Source organism: Pseudomonas sp. PWP3-1b2 (assembly GCF_049896045.1).
GTDB classification, from domain to species: domain Bacteria; phylum Pseudomonadota; class Gammaproteobacteria; order Pseudomonadales; family Pseudomonadaceae; genus Aquipseudomonas; species Aquipseudomonas antarctica_B.
Window position 1 is genome coordinate 112398 of record NZ_JAFCTN010000003.1, and the last position, 17999, is coordinate 130396.

13 protein-coding genes are annotated in these 17999 nt (G+C 63.5%); 2 read left to right on the top strand and 11 right to left on the bottom strand.

The window, feature by feature from the left end:
- Positions 1–30: 30 nt before the first annotated feature.
- From ACP7A2_RS02990 to tagH, 11 genes are read right to left on the bottom strand one after another with little or no spacing between them, the layout of a single operon-like run.
- Positions 31–1743: a formylglycine-generating enzyme family protein gene (locus ACP7A2_RS02990; RefSeq protein WP_348055461.1), complete on the bottom strand. Its 1713-nt coding sequence runs from the start codon at positions 1741–1743 to the stop codon at positions 31–33.
- The gene (locus ACP7A2_RS02995; RefSeq protein WP_426133014.1) at positions 1736–2920 is read right to left on the bottom strand and encodes an ABC transporter permease; all 1185 of its coding nucleotides are present in this window, start codon (positions 2918–2920) and stop codon (positions 1736–1738) included. The genes ACP7A2_RS02990 and ACP7A2_RS02995 overlap by 8 nt, the downstream gene beginning before the upstream one ends.
- Positions 2920–3624 carry an ABC transporter ATP-binding protein gene (locus tag ACP7A2_RS03000; protein WP_426133015.1) on the bottom strand — a complete coding sequence of 235 codons (705 nt, stop codon included), beginning with the start codon at positions 3622–3624 and terminating at the stop codon, positions 2920–2922. Before ACP7A2_RS03000 ends, ACP7A2_RS02995 begins: the two co-directional genes overlap by 1 nt.
- The gene (locus ACP7A2_RS03005; protein ID WP_426133016.1) at positions 3624–6617 is read right to left on the bottom strand and encodes a serine/threonine-protein kinase; all 2994 of its coding nucleotides are present in this window, start codon (positions 6615–6617) and stop codon (positions 3624–3626) included. Before ACP7A2_RS03005 ends, ACP7A2_RS03000 begins: the two co-directional genes overlap by 1 nt.
- On the bottom strand, positions 6614–7333 hold the full coding sequence (locus ACP7A2_RS03010; RefSeq protein WP_426133017.1) for a PP2C family protein-serine/threonine phosphatase: 720 nt from the start codon (positions 7331–7333) through the stop codon (positions 6614–6616). The genes ACP7A2_RS03005 and ACP7A2_RS03010 overlap by 4 nt, the downstream gene beginning before the upstream one ends.
- On the bottom strand, positions 7334–7987 hold the full coding sequence (gene tagF, locus ACP7A2_RS03015) for a type VI secretion system-associated protein TagF (protein ID WP_426133018.1): 654 nt from the start codon (positions 7985–7987) through the stop codon (positions 7334–7336).
- A complete protein-coding gene (gene tssM, locus ACP7A2_RS03020; RefSeq protein ID WP_426133019.1) occupies positions 7984–11484 on the bottom strand; it encodes a type VI secretion system membrane subunit TssM in 3501 nt (1166 codons plus the stop codon). Before tssM ends, tagF begins: the two co-directional genes overlap by 4 nt.
- Entirely contained in the window at positions 11481–12770 is a 1290-nt protein-coding gene (locus ACP7A2_RS03025) for a DotU family type VI secretion system protein (protein ID WP_348055447.1), read from the bottom strand. Before ACP7A2_RS03025 ends, tssM begins: the two co-directional genes overlap by 4 nt.
- 6 nt (positions 12771–12776) lie before the next feature.
- Positions 12777–14111 carry a type VI secretion system baseplate subunit TssK gene (gene tssK / locus ACP7A2_RS03030; RefSeq protein ID WP_426133020.1) on the bottom strand — a complete coding sequence of 445 codons (1335 nt, stop codon included), beginning with the start codon at positions 14109–14111 and terminating at the stop codon, positions 12777–12779.
- Between the two features lie 18 nt (positions 14112–14129).
- Entirely contained in the window at positions 14130–14639 is a 510-nt protein-coding gene (tssJ, locus tag ACP7A2_RS03035) for a type VI secretion system lipoprotein TssJ (RefSeq protein WP_426133021.1), read from the bottom strand.
- Positions 14640–14695: 56 nt separating this feature from the next.
- A complete protein-coding gene (gene tagH, locus ACP7A2_RS03040; RefSeq protein ID WP_426133022.1) occupies positions 14696–16015 on the bottom strand; it encodes a type VI secretion system-associated FHA domain protein TagH in 1320 nt (439 codons plus the stop codon).
- Between the two features lie 403 nt (positions 16016–16418).
- Between tagH and tssA the strand changes: the two genes are divergently transcribed.
- Positions 16419–17438, top strand: a complete 1020-nt coding sequence (gene tssA / locus ACP7A2_RS03045; RefSeq protein WP_426133023.1) for a type VI secretion system protein TssA — start codon at positions 16419–16421, stop codon at positions 17436–17438.
- Positions 17439–17492: 54 nt separating this feature from the next.
- Positions 17493–17999 carry a type VI secretion system contractile sheath small subunit gene (tssB, locus tag ACP7A2_RS03050; RefSeq protein ID WP_078739797.1) on the top strand — a complete coding sequence of 169 codons (507 nt, stop codon included), beginning with the start codon at positions 17493–17495 and terminating at the stop codon, positions 17997–17999.

A 17999-nucleotide genomic window follows, 5' to 3' on the forward strand; every position in this document is an offset into this window, starting at 1 on the left:
TCCCTTCCAAGCTCGCTATACAGCCATCGGTCAAGACCGCTGACCGCTTGCTGCGAGCAATTCCTTCAAAATCGTTGCCGGGTCGGCCCGCTGTTGTTTGCGGTAGTTGCCGACATGGCGAACGAACAGTGTCGCGCGCGTCACCAGGCTCTTGCCGAGCACTGGCTTGCGATCCAACTCTTCCTTGATCCTTTGAAACTGCGCCTGGATCACCGCATCGGTGTAGCGCGTGCCGGTCGCCAGGTTGTCGATATAAATCGCCACTGCGCCGTCAAGCGCACTGCGACCATTGGTGATGGCCATGTCGAACAACTGCGCGCTGGCCTCGTCCTTGTTGTCTTTGGCCTGCTGGCGACTCTTCTGCAGGTTGGCCAGCCGGATGTTGTAGTTGCTGATGGTCTCGGCCACCAGTGCGGCGGACTGAATCAAGTTGCCCGCCGCCTCTTCACGCTGCTGAGCGATCAGCGAAACGTTGCGCTTGAGCTCTTCATTGACCAGCCCCAGCTCGGCTTGCAGCTTGGGGTCGACGCTGCTGGCGATGATGCTGTCCAGGCGCTTGGTCGGGTCTTGAGCGTCGTCGATGGCATCGGTCAGCGAGGCCAGACGACCTTCTTTCTGCCACTGCTCAAACAGTTCCTTGTAGCGCGAACGTGGCGCTGACAGCGCGCCAATCGCCACGCGAAAACCGGTGGTTTCGTTGCTTTGTTCGGTACCGTCAGCGGCGAACAACGGGTACTCACGGCGCATGCCGGTAAACAGCGTGCCCTCGCCTTCCAGGTAGTTACCGCCCTTGACCACAAAGCCGCCGTAAGTGCCCTGGCGGCGACCGGCGTGGACCAGCTGGAACGATTCCTGAACCATTTCTGCGGCGTTACCGATCACGTCAAACATGCCAATGGGGTTGGGCAACTTGGTGCCAATCGGCATCAGCCGCGCGGCTTGACCGGTGCCGCCAGCGACCTGGTTGAACACCGCGTAATCCCCCAGCGGGCCGTCGCTTTCACTGCCTTCAACACGCCGAGGAAACAGCCGCCCTTCGAGGTCCTGACGGCTCACCGCCTGGCCACCGCGCGCGGCAAACTCCCATTCCACTTCAGTCGGCAGGCGTACAAAACCCAGGCCGCCGTCTTCGGCCGAAGAACCGCGACCACTCACCGGCAGCAACTCACGGTGGTATTTCATCAGCCAGGCGCTGTACACCGCCGAGAAGCGCTCGGCTTCAAAGCGCGACAGTTTCACCTTGGGCAAACGCGCGGCCATGCCAGTGGGCGCCTCACACTCGGGCGCCGGTTCACCGCTGGCCAACGACTGCGCCTGGGACATCACCTGAGCGTATTGACGCGCGGTGACTTCGTACTTGCCGATGAAGTACAGCATCGGCTTGAGCGGGGTTTTGGCGTCGGTCTTAGGCATCAACGGCGCAATGACCTTGTTCCAGTCTTTGGGCAGGTCCTTGAGGGTGAACTGGCCATTGATGAAGTCGCGGCGGTAACCGGAAATAAACGACTGCTGATAGCCCGCCTCGCCTTCGGCAAAGGGGTAGCCGAGGCTGATCTCGCGGTCATCCAGCGTGCCTTGGGCCAGCACGTAGGCGTAGCGAAACACCATGTTGCCCTCGCACGGCAGCGGCAGGCTCACGTCGTCGGGCAACGGTTTGGGGTTGTCGAGTTTGTCGCTCGCCTCATCCGCCCAAGCCATCGAGGCCAGGCTCAGCGCCACGGCGGCGCCCAATAACTTATACATCTCTGATTCCTTCAGAAGCCTGGATACGCGCCACCCGCCAACCACCACACGCCGCCGCGACGGCGCTGACGCCGAAAACAGCAGCCAGGGCCAGGCCGTAATGACGTGCCAACAGGTGGCTGGCGTACTCGCCCGGCACCTGCACAAACAGCTTATTCAACGCGGCCTCGGCCAGGCCATACAGCCCGGCACTCAACACGGCGGCAAAGCCTGCGCTGTACAGCGCCTGCACCACCACAAACATCAACAAACCGCCGGTGGAAAACCCCAACAGGCGCAGCACCGACAACTCCCGACGCTTGCGCGCCACCGCCGCCAGGGCGCCGGCAAAGATCGCCGCAAACGCCCCCGCCAACGCCAGCCCGGCGATGATCCAGAACACGATCGACAGGTTGCGGCTCAACGACTGCACCTGTGCGATGGTGGCCGCCTGGGTCGACACCAGCAGGTTCTGCCCGGCAAAAAACACCCGCAGCGGCTCCACATCGGTGAGGTTGCGCGCGTACAGACGGAACGCCGGATACACCCGCTGCTCGCCCGCGCCGACAGCTTCACCTTCCCAACCCAACGCCGGCACCGCACGGCCATCGCGGTAATCTTCCGCGGCCTCCAGCAAGGTTAAATCAGCAAACAAACCGTCCCGGGCGAAGGCTGCCAGCGGCAACACCGCGAGTACCCGCAACCGCGTGCGCTGGGCCTCGACGCGGCCTGCTACCTGACGCGCAAAACTTGTTTCCAGCCAATCGCCGGGCCGCGCCGCAAGCTTTTCAGCGGCGGTGTGGCTGAGCACGATCTGGTCCAGCCCTTTGGGCATCGGCAAATCAGCGAGCAGCGGATCCCCCGGCGCGGTCGGCAGCATTTCCAGCGTCAGCGTGCCGACCTGCGCCGTCGCCGCAATCTGCCGCGTGCGCGGGATGGCAAAGGCCACATCACTGCGCTGGCCGAGCTGATCGACCAGTGCATGGCTGAATCGACCACCGCCCAACGGAATAATTTCACGGGTGGCGGGGTCGGTCTCCAAGCGTTCGGTCAAACTGCTAACCAGTCCAAATTTCAGGCCAAATAACACCAGTAACGGCGCGATGACCGCGACCAACGCCAGCACCGAGCAGGCTGACAGCCACGCGTCGTTGCGGTAATCCTGCCAGGCCAGAGACGCCACCAAACCGATGCGCATCAGCACGCCTCCCCGAGGGTGGCCGTGACGCCGCCATCGGTGTCGCGACGGCAACTGATGCGCCGCACCTGCAAGCCGCTGGCACGGGCCAGGGGTTCGTCATGGGTGGCGATCACACACGCCGCGCGGTGTTCGCGGGCCTGGGCGAGCAGTGCCTGCATCACGCGCTCGGCGTTCAGCGGGTCGAGGGACGCGGTCGGCTCATCGGCCAGCACCAATTGCGGCGCATGGGCCAGGGCGCGAGCACAACTGACGCGTTGGCGCTGGCCCACCGACAACGCAGACGGCTTCTTGGCCAACTGGTCGCTGATCTCCAACTGTTCAGCCAGACGCGCCACGCTGCCGTCGTCCTTCAACCCCAATAATTGTCGAGACAACGCGATATTGCCGCGCACATCGAGAAAGCCCAACAGCCCGCCGGTTTGCAGCACATAGCCCAGGTGTTGGCTGCGCAACGCGGCCAAAGTGGACTGCCGGTCGGCGCGCCACAGCCCGCCGATGTCCTGCTGATGAAATTCGAAACTGCCGACCTGATCCGGCGCCAGCACCAGCGCCAACACATCCAGCAAAGTACTTTTGCCACAGCCACTGGGCCCGACAATCGCCAACTGCTCACCCGCAGCCAGCGTCAACGCCGGAATCACCAGGCTATAGCGCTGGCTACCGACGCCCCGGCTCTTGTGCACCGCCCTCAAGTTCAGCATTACGGCAGCGTCGACAGCGGAACGCGGTACAGCGCATCGCCCGGCTCGGCATCGCCGAAACGGACCCAGTTGGCCACGTCGTTGTGGAAGGTTTCGTAGAGGCGGATTTTCGAATCCAGCTCGTCGATAAAATCTTCCTGCTCGGCCACGCTCAATGACAACCACAAATCCTGGGTCATGTTCAGCGACTTGCTGCGGTACGGCAGGCCTTCCAGGTATTCACCGAGAATGCCGCCACTGGCCAGGTTGCCGCCCTTGCGCAGGGCTTGCGGGTCACGGCTCATGTAGGCCGAGGCGCTGGCGATTTCCTGGAAGAAATCCTTGGGTGAGGTCTGGGTTTTGCGCGCCGCATCGACGATGAGTTTCAGCGACTGCTGCAAGTCATTGAGCTGCAGTTTGGTCAGCATCACGCACACCTGAAACGCTGGCAGCGCCGGGTTGGTGAGGTCGCGGTCGGCGGTCCAGGCGCTGACCAGCTGCGGCGCCTGGCTTGCGGCCTTGCGACCGAGGAAGTCCATGTGCATCGCATAGCCCACGGCAGCGGACTTGTCGGCCAGGCTCGGCGCCGCACTCAGCAACGGCGCCAGCTGCGGCGTGTTGCTGCGCACCTGATGGACGAGGTTGGCAAACACGCTGCCGATCTCGTCGACACGCTCACCCAACTTATGCACATCGCCACCCGGCACCGGCGTATAGAGGTCGCCGATCTGCGGGTTGGCGTCGGCCGTAAGGATGCGGTACTGGCTCTCGGCACCGGCATGGGTTTTCTTGCCGGCCTCGGTGCGCAGGTGCAGGGCGTAAATCTTGATCTGCTTGCCCAGTGCGGCCTGGCGCACTTCGGCTTCGTTCATCTGGGTGGTGGCAAACGGGTCGTTCTTGCGCAGGGCACCGGCGTCGGTGACCAGCAGGATAATGCGCCCGCCGTAGCCGGACCAATCCATGCCATCCACCGCCTGCATCACCCCGGCAAACGCGTCTTCGTTGAACGAATGGCTGGACACGGTGGACGCCTTGACCTGGCGCGCCATGTCGAGAAAGCGTTGCGGGTCGCGGCCCTGATCAAGGGTGATCAGGGTTTTGGCGACGTATTCCAGGCCCGGAGTTTTCTTGATGCTGTTGCGAAAACCCACCAGGCCGAAGCTCACACTGTCGAGTTCGCCGCGTTCGGCGATACGGGTTTGCAACTCATGCACCACGTCGCGGACCTGATCGATGTAGGGCTGCATCGACACGGTTGTGTCTACCACCAGCACCACGGCCGTGCGGAAAGCGTCGGCGTTGGTGTTGGCCGCCCGCGTGGCAGGCTTGGCCGCCACGCTGCCCGGGTCGATGGAGGCCACGTTGAGCAACTGCACCGGCTGGCCGTTTTCGTCGAAGCTCTCTTTGGAGTCGAAGATTGGCAACAGGTAGAACTGGTTCTGTGGCACTGCACTGGCGGTCGGCTCCAGCGCGAGCACTTGGGTATTGTCGTCGCCGTTTTTCTGCGCCGCCGCCAGCACGTTTTTGGCGGTGGCGGGGTCCGCCAGCAGTTTCTCTACTTCGCCGGGTTGGCGCAGGAACATCACCGGTGCCCTTCCCGAGCGCTCGGTGAATTTGAGCACCAGGCTCTGCTTCCAGTCGCTGACTTGCGAGGCAGGCAGCCAACCGTCGCTGCGCCCATCCGTGGCCGTGCCGACGCGTACCCAAGGGCTGCCATCGACGTCCTTGCGCTGGTAAACGTACAGCACCGAAAACGCCGGCAGCCCTTCGCCTGATGCGGCGCCGGCGTCATGGGAGAGTTTCGCGCCGGGCTTGCTGAGGACGCGCTGGAACAGGGTTTTTTTGCCGGCCATCAACAACGGTCGCTGGCCACCGTCCACGTCGGCCACCACCGGTTTCAGTGCAGGCGGTGGCACCGCGGGCGGCGTTTTCGGGATCACAGCGGCAGGCGGTTTGGCCGGCGCATTGCTGGCGCTCAACCACCAATAACTGGCGCCGCCAATGGCCAGCGCCACCGCGATAGCCACAGCGGCCAACGCCAACACCGGCCCACGCCGTTGCTCGGACACGGCACGCTGCTGCGTCGGCGTCACCACGGGTTGGCGCACCGCTTGGGGCTGTGGCGTGTCGGTGGGTATCTCGATGGACTCGGGCGTAATGCCGGCCAGATCAAAATTCAGCGGAATCGGCAGCGGCCGCACCAGCGTGGCTTCCAGTGACTCCGTCGGCAGCTGGTCCAATGCCCGCAGCAGCGCCGCTGCATCCGGAAAACGCTCGGCCGGATCCTTGGCCAGCAGCTTGCGCAAGATGTCCTGATAACGGCCGTGGTGCACCGGCAATTCCGGCAAAGGTTCGGTCAGGTGCGCCAGCGCCGTGGAGAGCGCATCGGTGCCGTTGTAAGGCAGCTTGCCGACCAAAATTTCATACAGCACCACGCCCAACGCATACAGGTCGGCACGGCCATCAATCTCCTGGCCCCGCGCCTGTTCCGGGCTCATGTAGCTCGGTGTGCCGACGGCGAAACCGGCCTGGGTGAACTGGGTGCGATCGTCCAGGGACTTGGCGATACCGAAGTCCGACAACACGGCCGTACCGTCGGCGCGGAACAGAATGTTTGCGGGTTTGACGTCGCGGTGCACCAACCCCTGGGCGTGGGCGTAACCCAACGCCGAGGCAATCTGGCGAATATACGTAAGGCCCTGTTCCGGCGTCAGCCCGGCGGCGATCCGCTCTTTGAGCGTGCCGTTTGGCAGGTATTCCATCGCCATGTAATACAGCTCACCGACATTGCCGATGTCATGGATGGTCACTGTGTGCGGGTGCGACAACCGCGCCAGGGTCTTGCCCTCACGCAGGAAGCGCTCGCAAAAACTCGGGTCGGCCGCCAGCGCCGCCGCCATCACCTTCAGCGCGACTTTGCGCTCCAGTGAGCGCTGGGTCGCCAGGTACACGTTGGCCATGGCGCCTTCGCCAATTTCGCCGTCGATGTCATAACCCGGAATCACGATGTTCATGGCGAAACCTTCACGACAATGGCGGTGATGTTGTCTGGCGCGCCCCGGTTAAGCCCCAGGTGCACCAGGCTGCGCACGATTTCGTCCGGTGCGTCATGACCGAGGACGTCGCGAATTTCATGGTCTTCAACGGTCTTGTTCAGGCCATCGCTGCACAGCAGGTAGCTGTCGCCGGGCGCGATCAACAGGTCGACCACCGCCAGTTCCAACTGGGCTTCCACGCCCACCGCGCGGGTGACGATATTGGCGCGCGGGTGCACACGGGCGTCGGCTTCGCTGAGCAACCCACTGTCTTGCAGGTCCTGCACGTAACTGTGGTCGCGGGAGATGCTGTCCAGCACGCCGTCACGCAGGCGGTACAGGCGACTGTCGCCAGCCCACAAACACACGCCACGCAAACCGCGCGCGGCAAACACCACCACAGTGCTGCCCATCATGGTCACGCCACGGTTGGCGGTTTCTTCGCGCACGGTGGCGTTGATACGAATCAGGTCATTGCGCAGCGCCGCCGAGTACTCATCCAGCGAACGGCCCATCGGCACATTGCGCAGGCTGTCGATAATCAAGCTGCTGACGTAGTCGCCCGCCGCATGCCCGCCCATACCGTCGGCCACTACCCACAGGCGGTTTTCCAACAGGTCCAGGCACGCGTCTTCGTTGACCTGGCGGACCATGCCCACATGGGTTTTGCTTGCGGATTTGAACGTCGAGCCCATCTACACCACACCTTCTTGTCCGAGCAAAAACTGCGCAAAATCGCCGGCGGCAGGCAGGCCCTGGCACCGCAATAAACCGGGGGAAATACGTTCTGAACCTCGGCCCCACCACAGGCTTGCGCCTTCGCAGGCAAATTCTGCGAGGGCGGTCATTCGGCTATGAGGCAGGGTGGCCGCTACCCGTTGCAGCCCGGCGAAACGGCTGTCCGCCGCACGCAGTTCACGGGCTGGAGCGCCAAGGTTGTCGACGCCCTCGCTGAAACCTTCGAAGGTGGCGCCGGTGTCCAGGGTGCTGAGCAACAGCTCTTCGGCCTGCTCGAACCAAGTGTCGGGGCCGCCAACGAGAGAGGCAGGGTTGGTGTCGTGATCAAGCAGCGCGACCACTGCCAGCGGAAAATAGCGCCCGACCCGATCAATGCTCGGCATCACCACGCCCGCCACCGCATCCGGCCCGCACACGCCCGGCGCCAACACAAAACGCCACAACGGGCTGACCAGGTACACGTTGAGCCAGTCGCTGCCGAGGCGGTTCTGGCTGGCGAGCAAACCCGCCGCCAGCCAACTGTCCCACGGGCCGATAAAACTCTGGGGCAAGGCGCGGCTGACAAAGTCCCCACGGCTGGCCAACTTGCCGTAAAAACCGGGCGTCGTCATAGCCGCTCCGGCAGGCTGAAGCCGCTGAGCACGCGGCTCTTGAACGGGTTGAAGGCGCTGTTCGCGCGCAACTCATACGCGATACTCGCGCCATCGACCCGCAGGCGCAGGTTGAAGCGGTCTGGCGAATTGCCAGCGGTCAGGTCCGACTGCTCCAGCAGGCGGAACCAGGCCCACGGCCCCTCCAACGTCACGCCCGAGCGCCCGCTGGCCGACGGCGGCATGATCGAAATACGCACCACGCCAATGCTGCCGGGGTTTGGCCATTGCATCGCGACCGGGCGGCTGGGGCCGTGGTCGTAGCTCAATTGCTGGCCATCAAGGTCAAGCAGGAACTGGGTAATGGTCGGGTCCATCGAGACTGGCTTGAGTTCGAAACGCACAATCGGCTGGGTGCCGCCGGCGCGGAAAAACGCGTCACGAATCGTCGCGGCGCGCTGGAAGGTTTGCAGCACGCCCGGCGCGATCCCAAGTTTTTGCGCCGCGCCCGGCTGCCAGCGCCAGGTCTGGGTTGACGTGTCCACGTACGGCTGCAGGTATTTGCGGAAGTAGTTATCCATCACGCCGCCCACGCCGAAGAACTGGCCGAAGTCGTCCAGGGTCGCATCGCGTGCACTGCTCGGCGACATCGGGTAACGCCCGGCCAGGGACTGGCGATACACATTCACCACTTCGCTGACCCAGGCCGCGTTCAGCTGATTACGCACCCCGCCCATCATGCTGTTGGTGGTGGAATTGACCACCGACTTGACCATGCCCTGCACTAACGGCGGCTGGCGCTCGGCATTGAGGCTGACCCGCGTGGCAGCTGCCGCCGCCTGATTCTTCGCCTCGCCGAGCAACGCGTCGCCACTGGCACCGACCATGGCGCTGACCTGCACGTACAGCGCATTCATATCTGCCAACAGGCCGTCGATGGCCGCCGGCTCGCCTTCGTTTTTGCTGACGATACTGTTGAGTTCGGCAAAGTGCGCGGTCACCGGGTCGTCCGCTGCGTCGGGCGTGCTCGCCGTTTGTTGCTCCTGCCCAAGCAGGCTGCCGAGGCGCTCCTTGAGCTTGTCGACGCCGCCTTCTACCGGCACGCCTTTGGCGGCCAACTGGCGTTCCTCGGCTTGCAGATCGGTTTCCCTGGCCACGGCCACCAGCAGCTTTTTAAGCGGCGAGGTCGGGCCGGAAATCACCCGCAGCACGTCGGCGGCCTGGGCCACGCTGGTGATCGGCACAAAGTCGATGTCGGCGAGCAACGCATCCCACTGGCGCTGGTAGTCCTGAAAATACAGGCGCCGTACATCACCGGCCAGGCTGACCACATTTTGCTGATCGGCCTGTTCATGACCGAGCACCCATTGCTCTTCGGCGAGGGTGCCGGTCTGGTTCAGACTGCTCAGCAGGAAGGCCTGGCGATAGCCCTTGGCGGTGAAAAACCCACTCAACGGCTCGCCCAGCGGCTTGCCACTTTTGCGGCTGAACACCAGCGCGGCGTCACGGCCGGCGGCTTCGTTGATACGAAAGTCCGGAATGCCGTCGGGCAGTTTCTGACGCTTGATCCGGTCATACACGCGCTGGGCCACCGGCAGTTGTTGCAGTTGCCGACGCAGGTCGTCGATCAGCCGTGGGTCGAGGCGCGCATTGGGTGGATGGCGTTCAAACAAGGCCTGCAAATGGGTGGTTAACGCCTGACGCTGATCGGCCGGCAGGTCGCGCGGCAGGTTGCGGTCCCAATCCAGCGCGATCCATGCCTTGATGAAGTCCGGGTCGTAATGCTCGGCGTCCGCCAGCATCAGGTAGGCCTTGAGGCCTTCGTAGAGGAAGTCGGAATTGCCGCCACCGTGCAGCTGTTCTTCGATGCGCGTCACCAGACGCGGCGCGAACACGGCGATCAACAGCTTGCGGTAGACGCTGCCCGATTCGGCTTCGAGCATGTCGCCCTGATACAGGCCCAGCCCTTCGGCCCAGCTCGGCGAGTCGCCTGCCAGGCCCTTCACCGCATTGAGCAGCGGCAGCACGGCGAGCACGTCCCGCTGCGCCGGGCTGAGGGTTTGCACGGCCTGGCCGAGTGGCGCGACCTTCTGATCAACCTGAGCGATATACGCCTGGTTGGCGCGATAACTCACCCACCACAGGCTGCTGACCACCAGCACCACGGCCACGGTGGCGGCAAGCACACCCCGCGCAATCCATTTGCGCCGACGCTCGACCTTGGGGTTCACACCCACCAATCCACGCTCGGCAAACGCCACGGCAGTGAAGAGTTTTTCGATGAAGTAACTGCGCCCGGTGCCGCTCTGGCGCGCCAGGTGCTGGCGGTCCAGGTTCATGCTTTGAGCCATGGCGCCGATCAAGCGATCAATCGGGCTGCCTTCCTGAGTGCCGCTGGTGAAATACACGCCGCGCAGCAGCACGCGCTCTTCAAACGCATTGGGCTTGAACACGCCTTCAAGGAAGCTTTGCAGGCAGTCTTTCAACGCGCCGAACTGCTGCGGGAAGCCGTAGATCAGGTCTCGCCGCGCCGGGTCGCGCTCCTGCTGGAGGCGTTCGACCAGGCGTTCGTTGAGGCGCTGTTCAAGGCCTGCGAATTCACTTTGCAGGTGAGCCAGCGGGCTGTCGGTGTTCTTGCCGTCGTCGAGGGCAAAGGTCATGCCCCACACCTGAGCGCGGTCTTCCTTGCTCAGGTTGTCGAAGAACTCCATGAAGCCCGGCACCAGGTCGAGCTTGGTCAACATCAGGTAGATCGGGAAACGCACGCCCAGCTGGGTGTACAACTCCTGGATACGCAGGCGGATGGCGGCAGCGTGAGCCGCGCGTTCAGCGTCTGTACCGAGCAGCAAATCCGACAGGCTGATGGCGATAAACGCGCCGTCGATAGGCCGGCGCGAGCGCTGTTTTTTCAGCAGATCGAGGAAGCCCAGCCACGCGGCTTTATCCACCGTGGAGTTGCTGTCCTGAGTGGTGTAGCGCCCAGCGGTGTCGAGCAATACCGCCTGATCGGTAAACCACCAATCGCAGTTGCGCGTGCCACCGACGCCGCGCACCGCACCGGCGCCCAACTGCGCAGCCAGCGGGAAATGCAGCCCGGAATTCACCAGCGCCGTGGTCTTGCCCGAACCCGGCGGGCCGATGATCACGTACCACGGCAGCTCATAGAGGTTACGCCGCTCATCGCCACCCAGCTTGGCTTTCTTGAGCAGCGTCAGGGCCTCGTCCATGCGCTGGCGCAGGGTGCTGAGTTCTTCGGCAGTCGCGACAGAGTTGGGGTCAGCCGGGGTTTCCGCCGCCAGGCTGCGCATCACTTCAGCAGCCTGTCGACGGGCCTGGATAATGCGGAACACGCGGTAGGCGATCCACACGGCAAATACCAGAATGATCAGCGCCCAGCGGCGCCCTTCCGGCATCAGCACGTCGAGCAACGGCCCGACAAACCAGATGATCAGGCTCAGGGCGATCAGGCCCAGCAACGGGATCACCCAGCGAATCATGAAACTGAAAAACGCCTTCACTCGACGCCCTCCGCCAATACGGTGATTTCAACCCGACGATTGCGGGCACGGCCTTCGGCAGTGGCGTTGGTAGCCACCGGCTCGGTGTCGCTTCTGCCTTCGGCGCTGAAGCGATCCGCCTGGCCGGTCTTGGCCGCTAGAATATCCAGCACCGACTTGGCCCGCGCTTCAGACAACGCCCAGTTGGACGGGAAGCGCAGCGTGGCAATCGGGCGGTTGTCGCTGTGCCCGGTGACGCGCACCTGGCCCTTGACCTTGCGGATGGCATCGGCGATGCGCAGCATCAGCGGCTGGTAGTCATCGACGATGCTGGAGCTGGCGGACGCGAACAGTTCATCGCCACGAATGGTCACGACCGAGCGATCAACTTTGTCTTCGACGGCGACGCGGCCGGCCTTGATGTCTTCCACCAAAAAGCCCGCCAGGCGTGGGCGTTCAACCACTTTGGGCTGCACAACCGGCCGGTCAATGGCCTGCACCGGGATCTCGCCCAGGGCATGGATATTCTTGAACACCGGCTCGGCGTCCGAGGCGAGCTTCAAGCGTAACCCGAACAGCAACGCCAACAGCAGCGCCAACCCGATGGCCACAGCGATCCACGGCGGCATGAATTGCGCCAGGCGGTCGCGCGCCACGGTCACGCCGCGCCAGTGCGGCGACAGCTCGCGCTCATGCTCGCCACGCGCGCTGCGAATGGCGGCGGCGGTGCGTTCGCGCAATGCTTCCAACTGGCTGCGACCGTCGTTCATCACGCGGTAACGGCCTTCGAAACCCAGGCACATGCACAGGTACAACAGCTCGAGCAGGTACAGGCGTTCGCGCGGGCTTTGCAGGCAATGGTCGAGCAACTGGAAGACTTTTTCGCCGCCCCAGGCTTCGTTGTGCACGGTGATCAGCAAACTTTGTTTGCCCCAGTCACTGGTGCTGCCCCACGGCGTACTCAGCACGGCTTCATCGAGCGCGGTGCACAGCGCGTAACGCGCCAGCAGCACTTCATTGCGCGCCACACCGGCGGCTTCGGCGCGCTCTTCGAACTGGCGCAGGTAAGCCAGCAATTGCGCACGCAAACTGGCCGGTGCCGGGTGCGCGATGGTGCTGCGCAGGCGCGTCAACAAGGCCAGCAAGGGGCCGGCGGCACTTTCCAGCGGGTTCAGGCCGTGGCTTTTTCCGGTGAGCATCGGTGCGGCGGGCATGGACAGCGCCGCCGGTTCCGCGCGGGCAGGTTCCGGCGAGCGGCCGCCCGGGCGCGGCATGAACTGGGTGCGGTCATCATCATTGGGATGCATCGCGGATTATCCTCGGATCGCCCAGAAGGCCAGGTTCAAGCCCGGGAACTGCCCGGCGATATGGAAGGCGAAACCACCCGAATGAATCAGCTGTTGCCAGTGCTCGCTGCCACGGTCCAGCTCGTAATACGTGCTGCCTGCGTGGTAAGGAATCTGGCGTGGCGCCACCGGCAAGGGCAGCAGGCTGATGCCCGGCAATTGCAGGTTGACCAGGTCGCGGATGTGTTCCACCGAGCCCACTTTGCTCTGCTGGCCGAAGCGCGCGCGCAGGGTTTCTCCGGGCACATCGGCGCGCACCACCAAGATGAAACTGGCGGTGTCGATGAGGGTTTTGTCGGCCAGCATCGCCACGTGGATGCCGTAGGCTTTTTCCACAATCGGGATCGGCGTGGCCTTGCTGTCGATCAGCATCGACAGGGCTTCACGCAGGGCCTGCATCACCGGGGTAAAACTCAGCACCAGGTCGTCGTGCTGGTACTGCGGGTATTCCTGAGGGCGGCGGCCTGCGGTGGAGAAGGTGGAAAATTCGCCGGCCAGGCTCACCAGCTCGCTGAAAAACCGTTCCGGGTGCAGCGGGCTCAATTGGCTCAAGTGCTGGATCAATGGCTGGGCGCGGTTGACCAGTTGCAGCAGCATGAAGTCGGCAATTTCCGACGCGCCACCGGCACCGGAGGCAACCACGCGGCCCGCCAGGGCTTCGCCGCGTTGGTGCAGCAGGCCCAGCAGTTCGCTGCGAAACGCCGTCAGCGGTTTGCTTGCGGCCATGTCCAGCACCGGCGGAATGTAGGTGTCGTCGAGCACCAGCGCGCGGTCGGCGCGTTTTTCCTTGATGCGCACCAGGCCCACGGCGGCGTAATCGCTGATGCCATCCTGTGCGGTGAGCAAGCGCAGGGCGCGGGAACCGACGGCCACTGGCGCGCGGTTTTCGAACGGCGCGTTGTCGTCGCGCACTTCGCGCACCTGGCTTACGTACCGCGCCGCTTCCAGCGCTTCGCCTTCATCGACGGTGTCCCGCGCGCCTGCGCGCTTGAGCGGCAGGGCCAGGTAAACCAGCCCATCGCGCAGGTTATCGTCAATGTTCAACGGGCTCGGCGCCAGGTCGTCCTGAGGGATATTGAACGGCGTGCCGTCGGGCAACAGGCCGCGCGCCGACACGATTGCCAACTTGCCCTGGGCCAGCAGACCCTGATCGATCAGCAACTCGGAGAAGCCCCAGGCACCGGCGGACAGCGGGCGGCTGCGCGCGTCGATCAGGTTTTCCAGGTAACGGTCATGCTGCTGGAAGTGCTGCGTTCCGATGAACATGCCTTCCGACCAGACCACGCGATTGTTCCAGGACATGGGGGCTCCGATCTCTTGTTATTGGGCAGGGCTGGAAGGGGGAACCACGACGGCTGCGCGCACGGCGCGCACATCGAGGCTGATCTGGTATTCGGTGTATTGGCGTGCCGGTACGTCGATCACCGCGCGCCATTGCGCGCGGTCGAGCTCGCGGTAACCCACCAGCAGGCCGATCTGGCGTGTGGAAGGGTCGAGGTCGCGCTTGATGCTCAGTTGCTGGCCGGGTTGCACCATCACTTCGTCCTGATCGAGCAGGTCCAGGCCAAGGGTGGATTGCGCGCGATCAGCCAGCGCGAAGTAGTCGGAACGGCCGAAGATGGCGGCGTTTTTCAGTTCGAAAATGCGCACCCGCACCGGGGCGGCCTGGCCGCTGGCGCCGGGGTTAAGCCCGGCAATGGCGTGGAAGTGCAACTCGACGGCGGCGGTGTCCGCTTCTGCCTCGGCGGCCGCCTCGGGTTTGGCAGCCTCCTTGGCACACGCCGTCAACAGCAACGCGGTGGCAACTGCAAGTAAAAACCTGGGAATCATCCTGCGTCCTCAATGACGTACTTAGCTATCCGTTTTATCCATGGTTGCGGCGCCTTTTAGCGTCGCTGTCGTGCGCTGTGTTCTTCGTAGGCCCGGCTGAATTCGCGGCCGAACAGGTCCTGGAAATCTTCCTGGGCCTCGCGGGAAATGTTGCTGTAAAGCTCGGTGAATTGCTGCCAGTACTGGGCCTGGCGCGAACCACTGAAAAGGCTCGACAGCCCGCCGGGCTTGCCCATGCGCTCTTCCAACTGGCCCGGCTCGAAGCGCGCCAGCAGGTGTTTGATCGCCGCTTCGACGCCGGCCATCACGGCCAGTTGGTGGGCGCGCAGGTCGTCGAAACTATCGCGCACGGCGATGTCCGGCGCCATAAACGCTGCGTTGCCGTGGCGAAGCAGCAGCAACAAGGCTTCGTCGGCATTCGGGGCGAATTTCAACGGGTTATTTTCGGCGGGGCGGATCATGGTTTGCTGCATGCGGAACTCGCCTTTGAGGCTGGCGCGGGCACGCAACACGTCGATCAGGCCTTCTACCATCAGCCGGTAGCTGCGGCCGATGCTTTCCATCTGGGCTTGAGCCTGAGCCTTGTCCAGACGCAGTTGGTCGAGGCCCGCGCCACGCAGAAACGCTTGCAGCAGATCGGGTTGTTGGCTGGCGTCCGCCACGGGGAGCGCAGGCTCGACCACCGGTGGCGCAAGGATGACCGGTGCGGCCGGGGGCGCAACGGCCGCTGGCGGCGTGTCGGCAAACAGGTCCCAATCATCAGGAATCACCGAGCCGCTGACCACCGGTTGTTCGACAACAGGCACCGCGACGGGCGTCGGCGGGCGGAAGTCGTGTTGCTCGGACGGCACGTGGTCCGGCACGGTCGGCGGTGGCACGGCGGTCGGGCTGAGGAAATCGAACAGGTCCGGCAGGGTATCCATTGACGAGGCGCCCTGGAACTGCGGCGCGATCACCGGCACAGGCGCGGGCGAATTCACCACGGCGCCCATCAGCGCTTCAAAGCTGTTCGGCGACTCACCGGCAAACGGTTGGCTGCCCATGGCTTGCACACTGGAGTCGATGCGCGCCTGGATTTCGTAATCACCGATGCGGATCAGCTCGCCATCCTGCAACGGCTCGCTGTTACCCCGCCGCAACCGGATACCGGCGTTAACCAACTCCACACCGTTGGTGCTGGTGTCGGTTAAATAATAACGGCCATCTTTGTATTGAATAACACAGTGTTGCGAGGAGACCAGGCGCTCGGGGTCAGGCAATACCCAGTCATTATCCGAACTGCGGCCGATCGCCATCGAGCCCTGATTCAAGGACTTTTCGGGGCACTGCCCAGGGGTAATCTTGTGATAACTAGTGATAGTCAAACACAGCGACATCTTGCCTCCTTGCTGATACTTCGCGCGCAGTCGATCCCCGGAGCAACGTTTCCCGAGAAACCCCACCAGGTCGTGCAAGCGACCCTCACAACCTGCTTTTGCAAGCATGATCGCTGATCTTAACGGGGCTCCATGACAAATATCCTATTGCGGTGTGCTATCAGACTCACCGGTCGTGCAGGTTGTTAAACACCGCACATCTGTCACAGAGGGCGAATAGCTTACCTTGACAAGGCCCAACTACTACACCAAAAATGCACAACTTCTTGAACACCAATGATGGCGCTTTGAAATCAACCTGAATTCAACGTTCCATCATGACCAAGAAAACATGCCTGGTTCATCGCGCAACCAGTGCATGCATTGCCCGCCATCTATCGGGCTGATAAGGAGATCGAATTCAGTGGATGTGCCGTTGCTGCTCACCGCCGTTTCCGCGACCTCGCCGTGTGGCGAAGACATGGAATATGACGCGGACTTTCTCCACCTGGAGCGTGCTGCCAAGGGCCAACCCGAGCGCAGCATGGGCGACTCGATCCTGCCTGCCGAACCGCCGGAATGGCGCAGCATTCAGCAGCAAAGCCTCGACTTGCTGCAACGCAGCAAAGACCTGCGTATCACCCATTTCCTGCTGCAAAGCGCCCTCGCCCTCCAGGGTCCGGCCGGGCTGGCTGAAGTCCTCACTCTGATCAACGCGTTGCTGCGCGAATACTGGGCAGACCTGCACCCACGCCTGGATGCCGACGACGACAACGACCCCACCGTGCGCGTCAATGCACTGTCCGGCCTCACAAGCGATACCACCATTCGTTTGCTGCGCGAAAGCATCCTCACGCGCTCGCGCACCTTCGGGCCCGTGAGCCTGCGCGCGGCGCTCAACGCCAGCGGCCTGCAGATTTTCGCCGACGAACAACTCGGCGCCCAGCAGCTCAACGCCGCGCTCCTCGACAGCGACCCCGAGCAACTGCAAGCCACCCGCGACGCCTTGAGCGCGGCGCGTGCCGCGTGCGAAGCCATCGAGCAGCAAGTCAACGAACAAGTCGGTTCCGCCCAGGGCGTGGACCTCAGCCTGCTCAAGCAACCGCTCAAGCAGGCGCTGCACATACTCAATCAAGCGGTGCCAGGCACCGACAGCAGTGGCGAACCCGAGGCCGTCAGTGACGACAGTGCCCCCTCGGCCGATTACGCCGCTGCGCCCGCCGCACCGCGCCCCGCTGGCGACATCGCCAACCGTGACGACGTGCTGCGCAGCCTCGACAAGATTCTCGCGTACTACACCCGGCACGAGCCTTCGAGCCCGCTGCCGGTGCTGTTGAACCGGGCGAAGCATCTGGTGCACGCCGACTTTGCGGCCATCGTGCGCAATCTGATTCCCGACGGCATGTCCCAATTTGAAAACCTGCGCGGCCCGGACAGCGAGTAAGCCGCCGGACTGTGCAGTAACAACACCGTCGCTCAAGCGACCAGGAGCAGCATCGTGGCGAAGCAAAGTTCTCAGAAATTCATTGCGCGCAACCGCGCGCCTCGAGTGCAGATCGAGTACGACGTCGAGCTTTACGGCGCCGAAAAAAAGGTCCAGCTGCCCTTCGTGATGGGCGTGATGGCCGACCTCGCCGGCAAGCCTGCCGAGCCGCTCGCAGCCGTGGCCGACCGCAAGTTTCTTGAAGTGGACGTCGACAATTTCGACTCGCGCCTCAAGGCCATGCAGCCACGCGTCGCGTTCCACGTGCCGAATGAACTGACCGGCGAAGGCAACCTGAGCCTGGACATCACCTTCGAAAGCATGGACGACTTCAGCCCGGCCGCCGTGGCCCGCAAGGTCGACTCGCTGAACCAGCTGCTCGAAGCCCGCACCCAACTGGCCAACCTGCTGACCTACATGGACGGCAAGACCGGCGCTGAAGAAATCATCATGAAAGCGATCAAGGACCCGGCATTGCTGCAGGCCCTTGCGAGCGCGCCGAAGCCGGCAGGGAACCAGTAA